This is a genomic window from Streptomyces sp. NPDC001093 (assembly GCF_040298985.1).
Taxonomy (GTDB): domain Bacteria; phylum Actinomycetota; class Actinomycetes; order Streptomycetales; family Streptomycetaceae; genus Streptomyces.
Map to the genome: position 1 here is coordinate 47,535 of NZ_JBEPBF010000052.1, position 14,367 is coordinate 61,901.

The window sequence follows — 14,367 nt, forward strand, 5'->3', positions numbered from 1 at the left end:
GCTCACTTCAGCCTGCTGGAGGCGAGGATGGACACCAGGTGCAGCAGGGTCTGCAGCAGCGCGATGCCGGCCAGCACCGCGACACCCAGCCGGGAGAAGTACAGGTCGCCGCGCACCTGGTCGACGATCGCCAGGACCAGGATCAGCAGGGACGCCTCGATGCCCAGGATCAGCCGGTGGAACTTCAGGGCGGCGGCGGCACGGCGGGCCAGCGCCATGCCGGAGGAGCGCATCTCGGCGGCGGCCTCCTTGACCGGCGGCTTGCCGGCCTGGTGGCGGGCGACGCCGACCAGGTCGGTCTCGGCCTTGATGAGAATGGCGCCGAGGGCGGCCAGCGTGCCGAGGAAGGCCCACAGCCAGTCGATACGGCCGCCGCCCCACAGGTCGGCGGCGCGCAGGCCGAAGCCGGTGAGCACCGCGGCGTCGGTCAGGTAGGCGCCGACCCGGTCCAGGTAGACGCCGTTCAGCGAGTACTGCTTCTTCCAGCGCGCGATCTCGCCGTCGACGCAGTCCAGCAGCAGGTACATCTGGACGCACACCACGCCGAGCACGGCGCCCGGGATCCCCGGCACCAGGAGTGCCGGGGCCGCGAGCACGCCGAAGACGGTCATCAGGTACGTGAGCTGGTTGGGCGTGACCCTGGTGTTGACCAGGTAGCGGTCGACCCGCAGGGACACCTCGCGCATGTAGAGGCGTCCCATCCAGTGCTCACCGCTGCGCCGGTCCTTCACCCCCGCGGGGTGGACGACCGGACGGAGTTCAGCTACCGATGGCCTTGACATAGTCGGCGTAGGTGTCCTTGATCTGGTTCGTCTTGAGGTCGAGGTGTTCGAGGATCGTGTAGCGGCCGGGGCGGGTCTCCGGGGCGAACTCCACCGCGCGCACGAACTCGTCCACGGTGAAGCCAATCTCCTCCGGCAGCACGGGCAGCCCGTGCCGGCGCAGCACCTCGGCCGTGTGGACCGCCTCCTCGTGCGCCCCGCGCAGGTACATCGCGAAGGCCGCGCCCAGTCCGCACTGCTCGCCGTGGGCGGCCGCCCGCTTGGGGAACAGCAGGTCGAAGGCGTGGTTGATCTCGTGGCAGGAGCCGGAGGACGGCCGGGAGTCGCCGGAGATGGACATCGAGATACCGCTGAGGACCAGCGCCTCGGCGAGCACCTGGAGGAAGTCGTTGTCGCCGATGCCACCGGGGTGCCGCAGCACCGCCTCGCCCGCCTGGCGGGCCATGGCCGCGGCGAGACCGTCGATCTTCTCGCCGTTGACCCGGTTCGACAGCTCCCAGTCCGCGACCGCGTTGATGTTGGAGATCGCGTCGCCGATGCCGGCCCGGACGAAGCGGGCCGGTGCCTCGCGGATCACGTCCAGGTCGATGACGACCGCGATCGGGTTCGGCACACCGTAGGAGCCGCGCCCGGCGTCGTTGTCCAGCGTCGCCACCGGCGAGCACAGGCCGTCGTGCGCGAGGTTCGTCGGCACGGCGACCAGGGGCAGGCCGACTCGGGCCGAGGCGAACTTGGCGCAGTCGATGATCTTGCCGCCGCCGAGCCCGACCACCGCGTCGTAGTGGCCGGACTTCATCTCGCCGGCCAGCCGGATCGCGTCGTCGAGGGTGCCGCCGCCGACCTCGTACCAGGAGGCACCCGGCAGCGAGGGGGCGATGCGCTCGCGCAGCTTGGCGCCGGAACCGCCGCTGACGGCGATGGCGAGCCGGCCGGACTGCGCGATGCGCTCGTCGGCGAGGACGCCGGCCAGGTCGTCCAGGGCACCCGGGCGGATGTCCACGACGACCGGTGAGGGAATCAGCCGGGTCAGTAGCGGCACGAGATCTCCCGTCCCTTGGCGAGGTCGTCGTGGTTGTCGATCTCGACCCACTGGACGTCACCGATCGGCGCCACGTCGATCCGGAAGCCGCGGTTGACCAGCTCCTGGTACCCGTGCTCGTAGAACTGCTGCGGGTCGGCCTCCCAGACCGTCTTCAGCGCGTCGGCCAGCTCGGGGGCGGCGTCGCCCTCGATGAGCGTGACGCCGATGTACTCGCCGGTGGCCTCGGCCGGATCCATCAGCTTGGTGATCTTCGTCATGCCCTTCTCGGGGTCGACGACGACCTTCATCTCCTCGTCCGCGAGGGACTTCACGGTGTCCAGCGCGAGGATGATCTTCTTGCCTTCGCCACGGGCGGCGAGCAGGGTCTTCTCGACGGAGACCGGGTGCACGGTGTCGCCGTTGGCGAGGATCACGCCGTCCTTGAGGGCGTCCCGGCCGCACCACAGGGAGTAGGCGTTGTTCCACTCCTCGGCCTTGTCGTTGTCGATGAGGGTGAGCTTCAGGCCGTACTTCTGCTCCAGGGCCGCCTTGCGCTCGTACACGGCCTCCTTGCGGTAGCCGACGATGATCGCGACCTCGGTCAGGCCGACCTCGGCGAAGTTGGCGAGGGTGAGGTCCAGCACGGTCGGCTCGCCCTCCACGCCCGCGGGCCCCACCGGCACCAACGCCTTGGGCAGGGTGTCGGTGTAGGGGCGCAGACGCCGTCCGGCGCCGGCTGCCAGCACGAGGCCGATCATGCGGGTTCTCCTTCATCGTGTACGGCTGGGGCCCCTGCGGAGACCCAGAAACGGATGCTCTCGACGAGCACCACGAGGGCAACGGCCACGGCGAGGACCGTGAGCGCGACCGTGAACTGCGAGGCGGTGAGGAGCGCGGCAAGGACGGTGACGAACAGCGTCCGCCCTTCGTGCCCCCCGATGGCACGCACCAGCCAGGCCGGGGGCGCGCCGGCGTTGCCGCGGATGCGGTACACCGTGTCGTAGTGATGGTAGGCGACGGCGGCCACCAGGCCGAAAGCCGCAGGAAGGGCACCGTTTACCGCTGCTTTACCGGCCAGGGCGAGCACGGTGCCGTACTCGGCGGCCCGGAAGAAGGGCGGGACCAGCCAGTCGAGGGCGCCCTTGAGCGGGCGGGAGAGGGCGAGGGCCGAGGCGAGGACGTAGAGCAGGGCGCCGAGCACCGGCAGGAGCGAGCCGGGGCCGGTGAGGGCGGAGCAGGCGACGACCGCGGCGCCGCCCAGGAACGCGACCGCAGGCACGGCGAGACCGCGCAGACCCCGCCTCACCACCCGCCGTACGGCATCGCCGAGCGGACCGGAGTCGGTGAGGTCCGCCAGCGCCCGGGCGGCCCGGTCGGTGCGCCGGGCCTTGCGGGTCAGCGAGCGCAGTACGCGTCCGGCCGTGGTGTAGGTCGCCGCGCAGGCGCAGCCGACGAGCAGCGCGTAGAAGGTGATGCGCGGGGTGGTGGCCGCGGTGAGGACCGCGATCAGCGCCCAGCGTTCGCCGATGGGCAGCACGATCATCCGCCGTAGCCACACCGTCCAGCCGACGCTGTCGAGCCTGCCGGAGAGGGCGGCGGTGGGGCTGGTGTTGGCGGTGGCGTCGTGGTTGGCCTCGTTGAAGGAGAAGTCGACCACATGCCGGCAGGTCTGCAGGACCATCGCGCCGAGGGCGAGGGCCCACACGTCGTCATGGCCGCCGCCCCGGGCCGCTCCCAGCGCCAGGCCGGCGTAGTAGGCGTACTCCTTGGCCCGGTCGAAGGTGGCGTCGAGCCAGGCACCGAGCGTGGAGTACTTCAGGGCGTAGCGGGCGAGCTGGCCGTCGGTGCAGTCCAGCACGAAGGAGGCGATCAGCAGCACGCCGGCCGCGACGAAGCCGACGCGGGTGCCGGTGGCCGCGCAGCCCGCGGCTATCAGGGCGGTGAGCAGGGAGGCCGTGGTGACCTGGTTCGGGGTCAGGCCGCGACGGGCGCACCAGCGGGCGAGGTGGCGCGAGTAGGGGCTGATGAAGAACGTGGTGACGAAGCCGTCGCGGGACTTCACCGCCGACTTCAGGCGTACGGCCTCCTCGTCGACGGCGGCGACGGCCTGCCGTGCCTCGTTGCGGGCCTGCGGGTCGGCGGGGACCGCGGCGACCAGAGTGCCCAGCTCCGGCCGGTGCACCTCGCAGCCGTCGACGTCGAGGGCGGTGACGACGCACTCGGCGAGGCTGTCCACGGCGAGCGCGATGCCGCCGCCGACGGAGTTCTCGCGGGCCACGGCCCGGGTCAGCGCCTGCCGGGCCTCCGGCTGTGCGGTGACGGCGCCGGGGATCGCGGAGAGCGGGAAGCGCGGGTCGCCCAGACCGAGGCGCAGGGCGTGCCGGTGGCCGACGAAGCGGGCGTCGACCAGGGCCACCCGGTCCTCGGCGGGTGCGGCGGCGAGCAGGGTCTCCGCCTCGGCGGCGTCCGCTGCCATCCGGACGTCGAAGCCGAGCGACCGCAGATCGTTCTCGAGCGACGATCCGGGGACCGGCTGACCGGTGACGATGGCGGTCGGCAACCGAACTCACTCCCTGGGCGCCGGCGCGGTGGCACCGGTCTCGTGCGTGATGGGGCGCCCTGCCAGCGGCACCCGGGCGGCATGTCGGCAGAGGCTATCGGATGGGCGGGAGCCCCTGTTCACCGGCCGTTCACGGCCCGGCCCACGGAGCCAGCCCCGGCCTTTGCCGCGATCATCATCGGGGATCGGGGGCCCGGCCACAAACCCGGCGGCCCAGAACCGGGCGAAGCGCCCGGAAGGCGCACGGGGCCGAAACCATGCGGCTACCGCCGCGTGGGCGCGACCGGCCACACACGACCCGCACCCCGCACACGGCATCGCCTCCCGAGCGCTGCCCCGCATAGGCTGAACAACCATGACGTGGCTGATCACCGGCGGAGCCGGATACATCGGGGCGCATGTGGCACGGGCCATGACCGGCGCCGGAGAGAAGGTCGTGGCCCTGGACGACCTGTCGGCGGCGGTGCCCGCGCGGCTGCCCTCGGACGTCCCGCTGGTCGAGGGCTCGACGCTGGACGGGGACCGGCTGAAGCGGGTCTTCCAGGAGTACGGCGTGACCGGCGTCGTGCACCTCGCGGCACGCAAGCAGGTCGCCGAGTCGGTGGCGCAGCCCACCCGCTACTACCGGGAGAACGTCGGCGGACTGGCCACGCTGCTGGACGCGGTCGCCGGGGCGGGCATCCGCCGGCTGGTGTTCTCCTCTTCGGCGGCGGTGTACGGCAACCCGGACGTGGACCTGATCACCGAGGACACCCCGTGCGCGCCGGTGAACCCCTACGGCGAGACCAAGCTGGCCGGTGAGTGGCTGGTACGGGCGGCCGGGAAGGCACACGGAATCTCCACGGTGTGCCTGCGCTATTTCAACGTGGCGGGTGCGGCGGCGCCGGAACTCGCGGACACCGGCGTGTTCAACATCGTGCCGATGGTCTTCGACCGGCTCACCCGCGACGAGGCCCCGCGGATCTTCGGTGACGACTATCCGACGCCGGACGGCACCTGCATCCGCGACTACATCCATGTGTCCGACCTCGCCGAGGCCCACCTCGCCGCGGCGCACCGGCTCGCCGACGGCTCCCTGTCCGGCGACCTGACGCTGAACATCGGGCGGGGCGAGGGCGTCTCGGTGCGCGAGCTGATCACGGTCATCGGGGAGGTCAGCGGCGACCGCCGGGAGCCGCTGGTGGAACCGCGCCGGCCGGGGGACGCGCCGCGCGCGGTCGCCTCGGCCGAGCGGGCCGCCGAGGAGCTGGGCTGGCGGGCCGGGCGCGGGGTGCGCGAGATGGTGGAGTCGGCCTGGCAGGGCTGGCAGCTGCACCACGGGCACTGAGCCGCCGGGCCGGTACGCCTGAGCCGCCTGGCCGATACACCTGGGCCGCCTGGCCGATACACCTGATCCAGGGGGCCGAGCCTGCGGGCCGCGCCGGGGGCCGCGCCGGGGGCCGCGCCGCACCCACCCTGACCTGCGTAACGTTTCCGCAGGTCAGGGCACATGACAACGGTGTTCAATGCCGCGTTGCCCTATACCCCCCACCCGTAGTTCACTGGGGCCTGCCGAACGGATACGGAAGGGCGGATGTCATGGGGGCAGGGCACGACCACGGGCACGCGCACAGCCACGCGCCACCCACGGGTACGGCCGCGGCAGCGTACCGGGGGCGGCTGCGGATCGCGTTGGGCATCACGCTCACGATCATGGTGGTGGAGGTCGTCGGCGGCCTGACCGCGGACTCCCTGGCGCTGATCGCGGACGCGGCGCACATGGCGACCGACGCGGTGGGCCTCGTCATGGCGCTGCTCGCGATCCACTTCGCCAACCGCCCGCCGAGCACCAACCGCACCTTCGGTTACGCCCGCGCCGAGATCCTCGCCGCCCTGGCCAACTGTGTGCTGCTGCTCGGGGTCGGCGGCTACGTCCTGTACGAGGCCATCGAGCGGTTCATGACGCCCGCGGAGACCCGCGGCGGCCTGATGATCGTGTTCGGTCTGATCGGCCTGGTGGCGAACTCGGTCTCACTGACCCTGCTGATGCGCGGGCAGAAGGAGAGCCTGAACGTGCGCGGCGCCTTCCTGGAGGTCGCCGCCGACGCGCTGGGCTCGTTCGCGGTACTGGTCTCGGCGGCGGTGATCCTGACCACCGGCTGGCAGGGCGCCGACCCGGTCGCCTCGCTGGTCATCGCCGTGATGATCGTGCCGAGGACCCTGAAGCTGCTGCGCGAGACGCTGGACGTGCTGCTGGAGGCGGCTCCGAAGGGCGTCGACATGGCCGAGGTGCGGGCGCACATCCTGGCGCTGGACGGCGTGGAGGACGTACACGACCTGCACGCGTGGACGATCACCTCGGGCATGCCGGTGCTGTCGGCGCATGTGGTGGTCAGCTCGGACGTGCTCAGCGCCATCGGCCACGAGAAGCTGCTGCACGAGCTGCAGGGCTGCCTCGGCGACCACTTCGACGTGGCGCACTGCACCTTCCAGCTGGAGCCGGGCGGGCACGCGGAGCACGAGGCACGGCTGTGCCACTGACGGGGTCGCACAACCGTTCGACACCCGGCCCGGACGGTTCCGTGATCTCCTGACCGGGCACGATGATCTACCGGGTCCACCTTCCGGTGCCGCGCCGCGCGCGGACGTGTGGGGAAGTGCCGGGAGTGCCGGATTCGTACGGCAGACTTGGGGTGCGAAGACCGAGGCGAAGGATGGGTATGCCGATCACACCTGCCACCGCGACGCACAGCTCGTCGAATGGCACCGCAGAGGCGATTTTGCTGGAACTGGTCGACGAGAAGGGTGTGACGATCGGCACGGCGGAGAAGCTCGCCGCCCACCAGCCCCCGGGACAGCTCCATCGCGCGTTCTCGGTGTTCCTCTTCGACGAACAGGGTCGGCTGCTGCTCCAGCAGCGGGCGCTCGGCAAGTACCACTCCCCCGGTGTGTGGTCCAACACCTGCTGCGGCCACCCCTACCCGGGCGAGGCGCCGTTCGCGGCCGCGGCCCGGCGCACGTACGAGGAGCTCGGCGTGTCCCCGTCGCTGCTGGCGGAGGCGGGTACGGTCCGCTACAACCACCCGGACCCGTCCTCGGGCCTGGTCGAGCAGGAGTACAACCACCTGTTCGTCGGCCTGGTTCAGGCACCGCTCGCGCCGCATCCGGAGGAGGTCGCCCAGACGGTCTTCGTGACGGCCGCCGAGCTGGCCGAGCGGCACGCCCGCGACCCCTTCTCGGCCTGGTTCATGACCGTCCTGGACGCCGCCCGCCCCGCGATCAGGGAGCTGACGGGCCCGTCCACAGGCTGGTGACCGGCGCCCCCGGCAGCACCGCGGGCCTGCGGCGCCAGGCGGTGTCGGCGGGCCTGCGGCACTACTCCATCTCGTCGGTGGGTCTGCGGCGCTACGACGGTTTCGGCGGGTCAGCGGCGGCACGACGGTGTCAGTGGGTCAGCGGCGCCACGACATCTGGTCGGCGGGCCTGCCGTTCAGTAGTCCCGCCGGCCGACGGGGCCACGGCAGTCTCGCGGATCTGCAGCGGGACGCAGGTTCGCGGCCCGGCAGTGCCGCGGCAGTCTCGCGACCCCGTGGGGCAACGGCACTCTCACCGGGCTCGGGGCCACGCAGTGTCACGGGAATGGGGTTCGGCAGCCTCGTCGGCCTCGGGGCCGCGGCACTCGCGGCCGTCTCGCGGGCGTGCTAGGGCAGCGTCGTGGGCTTGAGCGGGAGGGCGGCCCAGATGACCTTGCCGCCGCTCGCGGTGTGCTCGACGTCGACCGTCCCGCCCGCCTCCCGCGCCACCTCCCGGACCAGCAGCAGGCCCCGCCCACCGGTCTGACCGTGGTCGGCCTCCAGGGCGGTCGGGCGGTAGGGGTGGTTGTCCTCCACGGACACCCGCACCCACTCGGCCCCGACGGCGACCTCCACGGCCAGCATGGGCGACAGCAGCGCCGCGTGCCGTACCGCGTTGGTGACCAGCTCGGAGACGATCAGCAGCAGGCCGTACACCAGCTCGTCGGAGACCGGCACGCCCTGGCGCAGCAGCAGGTCCCGTACGGCGTGCCGGGCCTGCGGGACCGAGGCGTCCACCGCGGCGGCGGTGAACCGCCAGACGCCTTCGTACGGCAGTGGGTCGGGCGGCCGCTCGGCGCCCCACGCTGGGCACGGTCCGTCGCCGCGCCCGTGGTTGTCCATCGTCCGGTCGCCACCCTCGCGCTCGATTGTCACCACACGTCGAGTGTTGGTAACGACCCGCTCCGGCCCACAGGACTGAACACAAGTCAGCGAGTATCGAACGGTTTCTGACCGAGTGCGTATGACACGGTCACGTGTGTGGACTGTTCCTGTCGTCCCGGACGCCGGTTCGCGAACTAGTCGGGTCGTACGGGTTTGGGCTGCCCCTGTTCGGAGACGAGACCGACGACACGGCGCCCACCGTAGCCGGTGGCCACGAGGCCGAGGCCGTCGAAGAGCAGGGCGAGCGAGATGAAGGCGCCGATGACGTACTGGCTGCTGCTCGGCCAGGAGCCGAGGACCAGGATCCCGAGCAGCAGGTCGAAGGCGCCGAGGAGCAGGGTCCAGCCCAGCTGCGGTCCGCGCACGACCAGGCCGCCGACCAGCCGGAAGATCCCCGCGGAGAGAAACAGCAGCGCGGCGAACATGGTGAGCGCGGCGGCCGCGGCGTGCGGCAGGCGGATGACGACGACGCCGGCCGCGATGTTCAGGGCGGCGACGATGACACCGAGCCAGAAGAAGCTGGTGCCGCGGGCCTGGATCGCGTGCAGCAGACCGACGATCCCGCCGATCAGCAGCAGCCAGCCGAACAGCAGCATCGAGGTGAGCGTGGCGGCCGCGGTGTAGACGAGTCCGACGATGCCGGCGAGCACGAGGAGCACACCCAGTGCGGTGAGCCAGCTGAAGCCGCGGTGGAGTTTCGTCGCGCTGTCTCTGCGTGTGCCGGCCCTGGCCATCGCCGCCTCCTCGGTCCACGCCGTGCACCACCCCCCTCCCTTTTTGTCCCCATTGGTGAGGTTTCCTATCACGCGCGTGGGCCGACCCGCACCCTCCGCACGCGTCGGACCCCCCGATACGATCCGCGCATGGAGCCCCAGCTGTCGCACCGCATCGAAGGCGCTGTCGCCACCGTCGTCATCCAGAATCCGGCCAAGCGCAACGCCATGACCGCCGAGATGTGGCGGGCCCTCCCGCCGCTGCTGGACGAGCTGGCGCGCGACCCCGGCGTACGGGCGCTGGTGCTCACGGGTGAGGGCGGCACCTTCTGCGCGGGCGCGGACATCAGCACGCTGCAGGGCTCCCCGGAGGAGGCACAGGGACTCGCCGTGGCGGCCGAGGAGGCGCTCGCCGCGTTCCCCAAGCCGACCGTGGCCGCCGTGCGCGGGCACTGTGTGGGCGGCGGGGCACAGCTCGCCGCGGCCTGCGATCTCCGCCTGGCGGAGGAGGGCACGCTGTTCGGGGTGACTCCGGCGCGGCTCGGCATCGTGTATCCGGCCTCCTCGACCCGCCGCCTGGTCTCGCTGGTGGGGCCGGCCACCGCCAAGTACCTGTTGTTCACGGCCGAGTTGATCGACACCGGCCGGGCGCTGACCACCGGGCTGGTGGACGAGGTGCTGCCGGAGGGTGAACTGGACAAGCGGGTCGCGGAGTTGGCCCGGGTACTGGTCTCCCGTTCGCAGCTCACCCAGGCCGCCGCGAAGGAGTTCGCGGGCGGCCGTGCCGACCGGGACGCCCACTGGGCGCGGGCGGCCCGCGGCAACCTCGACACCGCGGAAGGGGTCGCCGCGTTCCTGGAGCGCCGGCAGCCGCGCTTCGGCTGGAGCGTGTCTACGTCAGGATGAAACGGCTCCGCGCCCGCAACTGCTCGACCAGACGGGCAGGGGCCTTGCGCGGGGAGCCGGCGGCGTAGGGCGGCTGCGGGTCGTACTCCGTGGCGAGCTGGAGGGCCTGGGCGTGTTCGTCGCCGGCGATACGGCCGGCCAGGGTGAGGGCCATGTCGATGCCGGCGGAGACACCGGCCGCGGTGACGTACTTTCCGTCTGCCACCACCCGCTCCTCGGCCGGTTCGGCGCCGAACCGCTTCAGCTGGTCGAGCGCCAGCCAGTGCGAGGTCGCGCGCCGGCCGTCCAGGAGGCCTGCGGCGGCCAGCAGCAGCGAGCCCGTGCACACCGAGGTGGTCCAGGTGCTGGTCGCGTCGGCATTGCGCAGCCAGTCCAGCAGGGGCCGGTGCTCCATCAGGTCGCTCTGCCCCGGGCCGCCCGGGACGACCACGAGGTCCGGCCGCGTGACCTCGGCCAGCGAGCGGTCGGCGACGACCCCGAGCGCACGGGTGTCGGTGCGGACGGGGCCGGTGCGCTCGGCGACGAACACGGTCTCGGCCCCGGGGAGGCGGGAGAGGATCTCGTACGGGCCGACGGCGTCGAGGGCGGTGAACCGGTCGTAGACGACGATGGCGATCTGCATGGTGGTCCCTTCGGTGGTCGCAGCGGCGTTGCGTGACGGGGTTCAGCGGTTTCAGCACGGCCGTTCGCGCCCGCTCAGCCCACCTGGGCGGGCAGGGGCCGATGCGGGCGTCCGTCGGCGATGGCCGGGCGGAAGCGGCGACGGTACTCGGCCGGGGCCGTGCCGAGGGTCTTGACGAAGGCGCGGCGCATGGCCTCGGGGGTGCCGTAGCCGCTGGCACGGGCGACCTCCTCGATGTTGTCGGGGGTGTCCTCCAGCAGGCGACGGGCGTGTTCCAGGCGGACCCTGTCGACGTAGCGGCCGGGGGTCATGCCGGTCTCCTCCCGGAAGGCGCGCGCGAAGTGGCGCGGTGACAGCCGGGCCCGGGCGGCGAGCGCCTCGACGGTCAGGTCACCCGCCGGGTGCTCGGTGATCCAGCGCTGGACCTCGCGCAGCGGAGCGCGCTGCGCGGTCTGCGCGGCGAGCTGGGCGCTGAACTGCGCCTGGTTGCCGGGCCGGCGCAGGAAGACGACCAGGTGCCGGGCGACGGCGAGCGCGACGTCCCGGTCCAGGTCCTCCTCGACCAGGGCGAGGGCCAGGTCGATGCCTGAGGTCACTCCGGCCGAGGTGGCGACGCGCCCGTCCCGGACGAAGATGGGCTCCGGGTCCACGGCGACCGCCGGGTGGTCGCGGGCGAGCTTGTCGCAGTAGGCCCAGTGGGTCGTCGCCCGTCGCCCGTCCAGGAGACCGGCGGCGGCGACCAGGATGGCGCCCGTGCACACCGAGACCAGACGCGGGACGCGCGGTCCGCGGGCGCGCAGCCAGTCGACCAGCCGGGGGTCGGGGTGGCGCGTGCCCTCGCCGCCCGGCACCAGCAGGGTGTGCGGGTCGGCGGCGGCGGTGAGCGCCTCGTCCGGCACGAGGGTCAGGCCGCTGGACGTGCGCACCGGGCCGCCGTCCAGGGAGGCCGTACGGATCCGATACGTGCCATGCGTGTGCTTCTCGGCGCCCGCGAACACCTCGAGCGGCCCGGTGACGTCGAGGCTCTGGACGCCGTCGAAGAGGACGAAGAGGAGCGTGCGCTGCGGCATGTCTCCGATTCTTCGCTGCCGGGCCGATGGCCGCAATGACGCGTTTCCCACCTTTTCTGCCATGCTCGCACATGAGGGCCCGCCGGTGCGATGCCCGGAGTCCGCCGCAGGCAAAAGCCGGGCCGGAGAAACGGCCCGGCGGCCCGCCGAGGGGCCGCCCTGATCCCCGGTTGTCGGTGTCACCTGCCACAATTGCCGCGCAACCTCAGTGGAGAAGGCGGTACGGGATCGTGACGACACCCGGGTCCATCGAAGCAGGATCCATCGAAGGCAGGATCGCCGAGGAACTCGGCGTACGGGAGCGGCAGGTGAAGGCCGCGGTGGAACTGCTCGACGGCGGTTCGACGGTGCCCTTCATCGCCCGCTACCGCAAGGAAGCGACCGAGATGCTCGACGATGCGCAGCTGCGCACGATCGAGGAGCGGCTGCGCTATCTGCGGGAGCTGGAGGAGCGGCGGACCGCGATCCTGGAGTCGGTGCGCGAGCAGGGCAAGCTCACCGAGGAGCTGGAGGCCCGCATCCGCGGCGCCGAGACCAAGGCGCGGCTGGAGGACATCTACCTCCCGTACAAGCCCAAGCGGCGCACCAAGGCGCAGATCGCGCGCGAGGCCGGTCTGGAGCCGCTGGCGGAGGGCCTGCTGAGCGACCCGGCGGTGGAGCCGCTGGCGGCCGCCGCCGCGTTCGTGGACGCCGACAAGGGCGTCGCCGACCCGCAGGCCGCGCTGGACGGGGCGCGGGCGATCCTCACCGAGCGGTTCTCGGAGGACGCCGACCTGATCGGTGAGCTGCGCGAGCGCATGTGGGTGCGCGGGCGGCTGGCCGCGAAGGTGCGGGAGGGCAAGGAGGAGGCGGGCGCCAAGTTCGCCGACTACTTCGACTTCGCCGAGCCGTTCACCGAGCTGCCCTCGCACCGCATCCTCGCGATGCTGCGCGGCGAGAAGGAGGAGGTCCTCGACCTCGTCCTGGAGCCGGAGGAGCCGACGGAGGGTCCATCGTCGTACGAGGGCATCGTCGCGCACCGGTTCGCGATCGCCGACCGTGGCCGACCCGCCGACAAGTGGCTGACGGACACGGTCCGCTGGGCCTGGCGCACCCGCATCCTCGTCCACCTCGGCATCGACCTGCGGCTGCGGCTGCGCACGGCCGCGGAGGACGAGGCGGTGAACGTCTTCGCGGCGAACCTGCGCGACCTGCTGCTGGCCGCCCCGGCCGGCACGCGCGCGACGCTGGGCCTGGACCCCGGTTTCCGTACGGGCGTGAAGGTCGCCGTGGTCGACGCGACCGGCAAGGTCGTCGCCACGGACGTGATCTATCCACACGTCCCGGCCAACAAGTGGGACGAGGCCCTCGCCAGGCTGGCCCGGCTCGCGAAGGAGCACGCGGTCGAGCTGATCGCGATCGGCAACGGCACGGCCTCCCGCGAGACCGACAAGCTCGCCGGTGAACTGATCACCAAGCACCCGGAGTTGAAGCTCACCAAGGTGATGGTGTCCGAGGCGGGCGCGTCGGTGTACTCGGCCTCGCAGTACGCCTCGCAGGAACTGCCGGACATGGACGTGTCGCTGCGCGGCGCGGTCTCCATCGCCCGGCGGCTGCAGGACCCGCTGGCCGAGCTGGTGAAGATCGACCCGAAGTCGATCGGCGTCGGCCAGTACCAGCACGACCTGTCCGAGGTGAAGCTCTCCCGCTCGCTGGACGCCGTGGTGGAGGACTGTGTGAACGGCGTCGGCGTGGACGTCAACACCGCGTCCGTGCCGCTGCTCTCGCGGGTGTCGGGCATCTCCTCCGGTCTCGCCGAGAACATCGTGGCGCACCGGGACGCCAACGGCCCGTTCACGTCCCGCTCCGAGCTGAAGAAGGTGGCGCGGCTCGGCCCGAAGGCGTACGAGCAGTGCGCGGGCTTCCTGCGCATCCGCGGGGGCGACGACCCGCTGGACGCGTCCAGCGTGCACCCCGAGGCCTACCCGGTGGTCCGCCGCATGGTGAAGACCACGGGCCAGGAGGTCGCCTCCCTCGTCGGCAACACCGGTGTGCTGCGCTCGCTGCGGCCCGCCGACTTCGTGGACGACACGTTCGGTCTGCCGACCGTGACGGACATCCTGAAGGAGCTGGAGAAGCCGGGCCGCGACCCGCGTCCCGCCTTCAAGACGGCCACTTTCAAGGAGGGCGTGGAGAAGATCTCCGACCTGTCCGCCGGGATGGTCCTGGAGGGCGTGGTGACGAACGTGGCCGCGTTCGGCGCGTTCGTGGACGTCGGTGTCCACCAGGACGGCCTGGTGCACGTCTCGGCCATGTCCAAGACGTTCGTCAAGGACCCGCGGGATGTCGCCAAGCCCGGTGACATCGTCAAGGTGAAGGTCCTCGACGTGGACATCCCGCGCAAGCGGATCGCGCTGACCCTGCGCCTGGACGACGAGGCCGTGCCGCAGGGACAGGGCGGCGGCCGGCAGCAGCGTGGCGGCGGCGCCCGGCCGCC

General features: G+C 72.1%; 13 protein-coding genes. 5 read left to right on the forward strand and 8 right to left on the reverse strand.

What is annotated here, in order from left to right:
• Window positions 1-2: 2 nt before the first annotated feature.
• From ABT288_RS24975 to ABT288_RS24990, 4 genes are read right to left on the reverse strand one after another with little or no spacing between them, the layout of a single operon-like run.
• Window positions 3-782, reverse strand: a complete 780-nt coding sequence (locus ABT288_RS24975) for a CDP-alcohol phosphatidyltransferase family protein (protein WP_351611701.1) — start codon at window positions 780-782, stop codon at window positions 3-5.
• A complete protein-coding gene (locus ABT288_RS24980; protein ID WP_351611703.1) occupies window positions 760-1,821 on the reverse strand; it encodes an iron-containing alcohol dehydrogenase family protein in 1,062 nt (353 codons plus the stop codon). Before ABT288_RS24980 ends, ABT288_RS24975 begins: the two co-directional genes overlap by 23 nt.
• Complete coding sequence (locus ABT288_RS24985) at window positions 1,809-2,561, reverse strand: phosphocholine cytidylyltransferase family protein (RefSeq protein ID WP_351611706.1); 753 nt, start codon at window positions 2,559-2,561, stop codon at window positions 1,809-1,811. The genes ABT288_RS24980 and ABT288_RS24985 overlap by 13 nt, the downstream gene beginning before the upstream one ends.
• Window positions 2,558-4,363, reverse strand: a complete 1,806-nt coding sequence (locus ABT288_RS24990; RefSeq protein WP_351611709.1) for a DUF5941 domain-containing protein — start codon at window positions 4,361-4,363, stop codon at window positions 2,558-2,560. The genes ABT288_RS24985 and ABT288_RS24990 overlap by 4 nt, the downstream gene beginning before the upstream one ends.
• Window positions 4,364-4,718: 355 nt before the next feature.
• On the opposite strand from ABT288_RS24990, the gene galE reads away from it, so the two are divergent.
• The 3 genes from galE to idi all read left to right on the forward strand — a co-directional run bounded on the left by galE (window position 4,719) and on the right by idi (window position 7,656).
• Window positions 4,719-5,690 (forward strand): UDP-glucose 4-epimerase GalE, encoded by a 972-nt coding sequence (gene galE / locus ABT288_RS24995; RefSeq protein ID WP_351611711.1) that lies wholly within the window; start codon window positions 4,719-4,721, stop codon window positions 5,688-5,690.
• A 251-nt stretch (window positions 5,691-5,941) separates the two neighbouring features.
• Window positions 5,942-6,883 (forward strand): cation diffusion facilitator family transporter, encoded by a 942-nt coding sequence (locus ABT288_RS25000; RefSeq protein ID WP_351611714.1) that lies wholly within the window; start codon window positions 5,942-5,944, stop codon window positions 6,881-6,883.
• Between the two features lie 179 nt (window positions 6,884-7,062).
• Window positions 7,063-7,656 carry an isopentenyl-diphosphate Delta-isomerase gene (idi, locus tag ABT288_RS25005; protein WP_351611717.1) on the forward strand — a complete coding sequence of 198 codons (594 nt, stop codon included), beginning with the start codon at window positions 7,063-7,065 and terminating at the stop codon, window positions 7,654-7,656.
• 387 nt (window positions 7,657-8,043) lie between these two features.
• Here idi and ABT288_RS25010 read toward each other — a convergent pair whose 3' ends face one another.
• Together ABT288_RS25010 and ABT288_RS25015 are read right to left on the reverse strand one after the other, a co-directional pair.
• Complete coding sequence (locus ABT288_RS25010; RefSeq protein WP_351611747.1) at window positions 8,044-8,538, reverse strand: ATP-binding protein; 495 nt, start codon at window positions 8,536-8,538, stop codon at window positions 8,044-8,046.
• 176 nt (window positions 8,539-8,714) lie between these two features.
• Window positions 8,715-9,314, reverse strand: a complete 600-nt coding sequence (locus ABT288_RS25015; protein ID WP_351611720.1) for an HdeD family acid-resistance protein — start codon at window positions 9,312-9,314, stop codon at window positions 8,715-8,717.
• A gap of 129 nt (window positions 9,315-9,443) precedes the next feature.
• On the opposite strand from ABT288_RS25015, the gene ABT288_RS25020 reads away from it, so the two are divergent.
• Complete coding sequence (locus ABT288_RS25020) at window positions 9,444-10,199, forward strand: enoyl-CoA hydratase/isomerase family protein (protein ID WP_351611723.1); 756 nt, start codon at window positions 9,444-9,446, stop codon at window positions 10,197-10,199.
• Here ABT288_RS25020 and ABT288_RS25025 read toward each other — a convergent pair.
• Both ABT288_RS25025 and ABT288_RS25030 read right to left on the reverse strand, forming a co-directional pair.
• Entirely contained in the window at window positions 10,186-10,821 is a 636-nt protein-coding gene (locus tag ABT288_RS25025; RefSeq protein ID WP_351611726.1) for a DJ-1/PfpI family protein, read from the reverse strand. The genes ABT288_RS25020 and ABT288_RS25025 overlap by 14 nt on opposite strands.
• 74 nt (window positions 10,822-10,895) lie before the next feature.
• Window positions 10,896-11,891 (reverse strand): GlxA family transcriptional regulator, encoded by a 996-nt coding sequence (locus tag ABT288_RS25030; RefSeq protein ID WP_351611728.1) that lies wholly within the window; start codon window positions 11,889-11,891, stop codon window positions 10,896-10,898.
• Window positions 11,892-12,121: 230 nt separating this feature from the next.
• Between ABT288_RS25030 and ABT288_RS25035 the strand changes: the two genes are divergently transcribed.
• Window positions 12,122-14,367: Tex family protein (locus ABT288_RS25035; protein WP_351611731.1), on the forward strand; the 2,246-nt coding region annotated here is incomplete at its 3' end.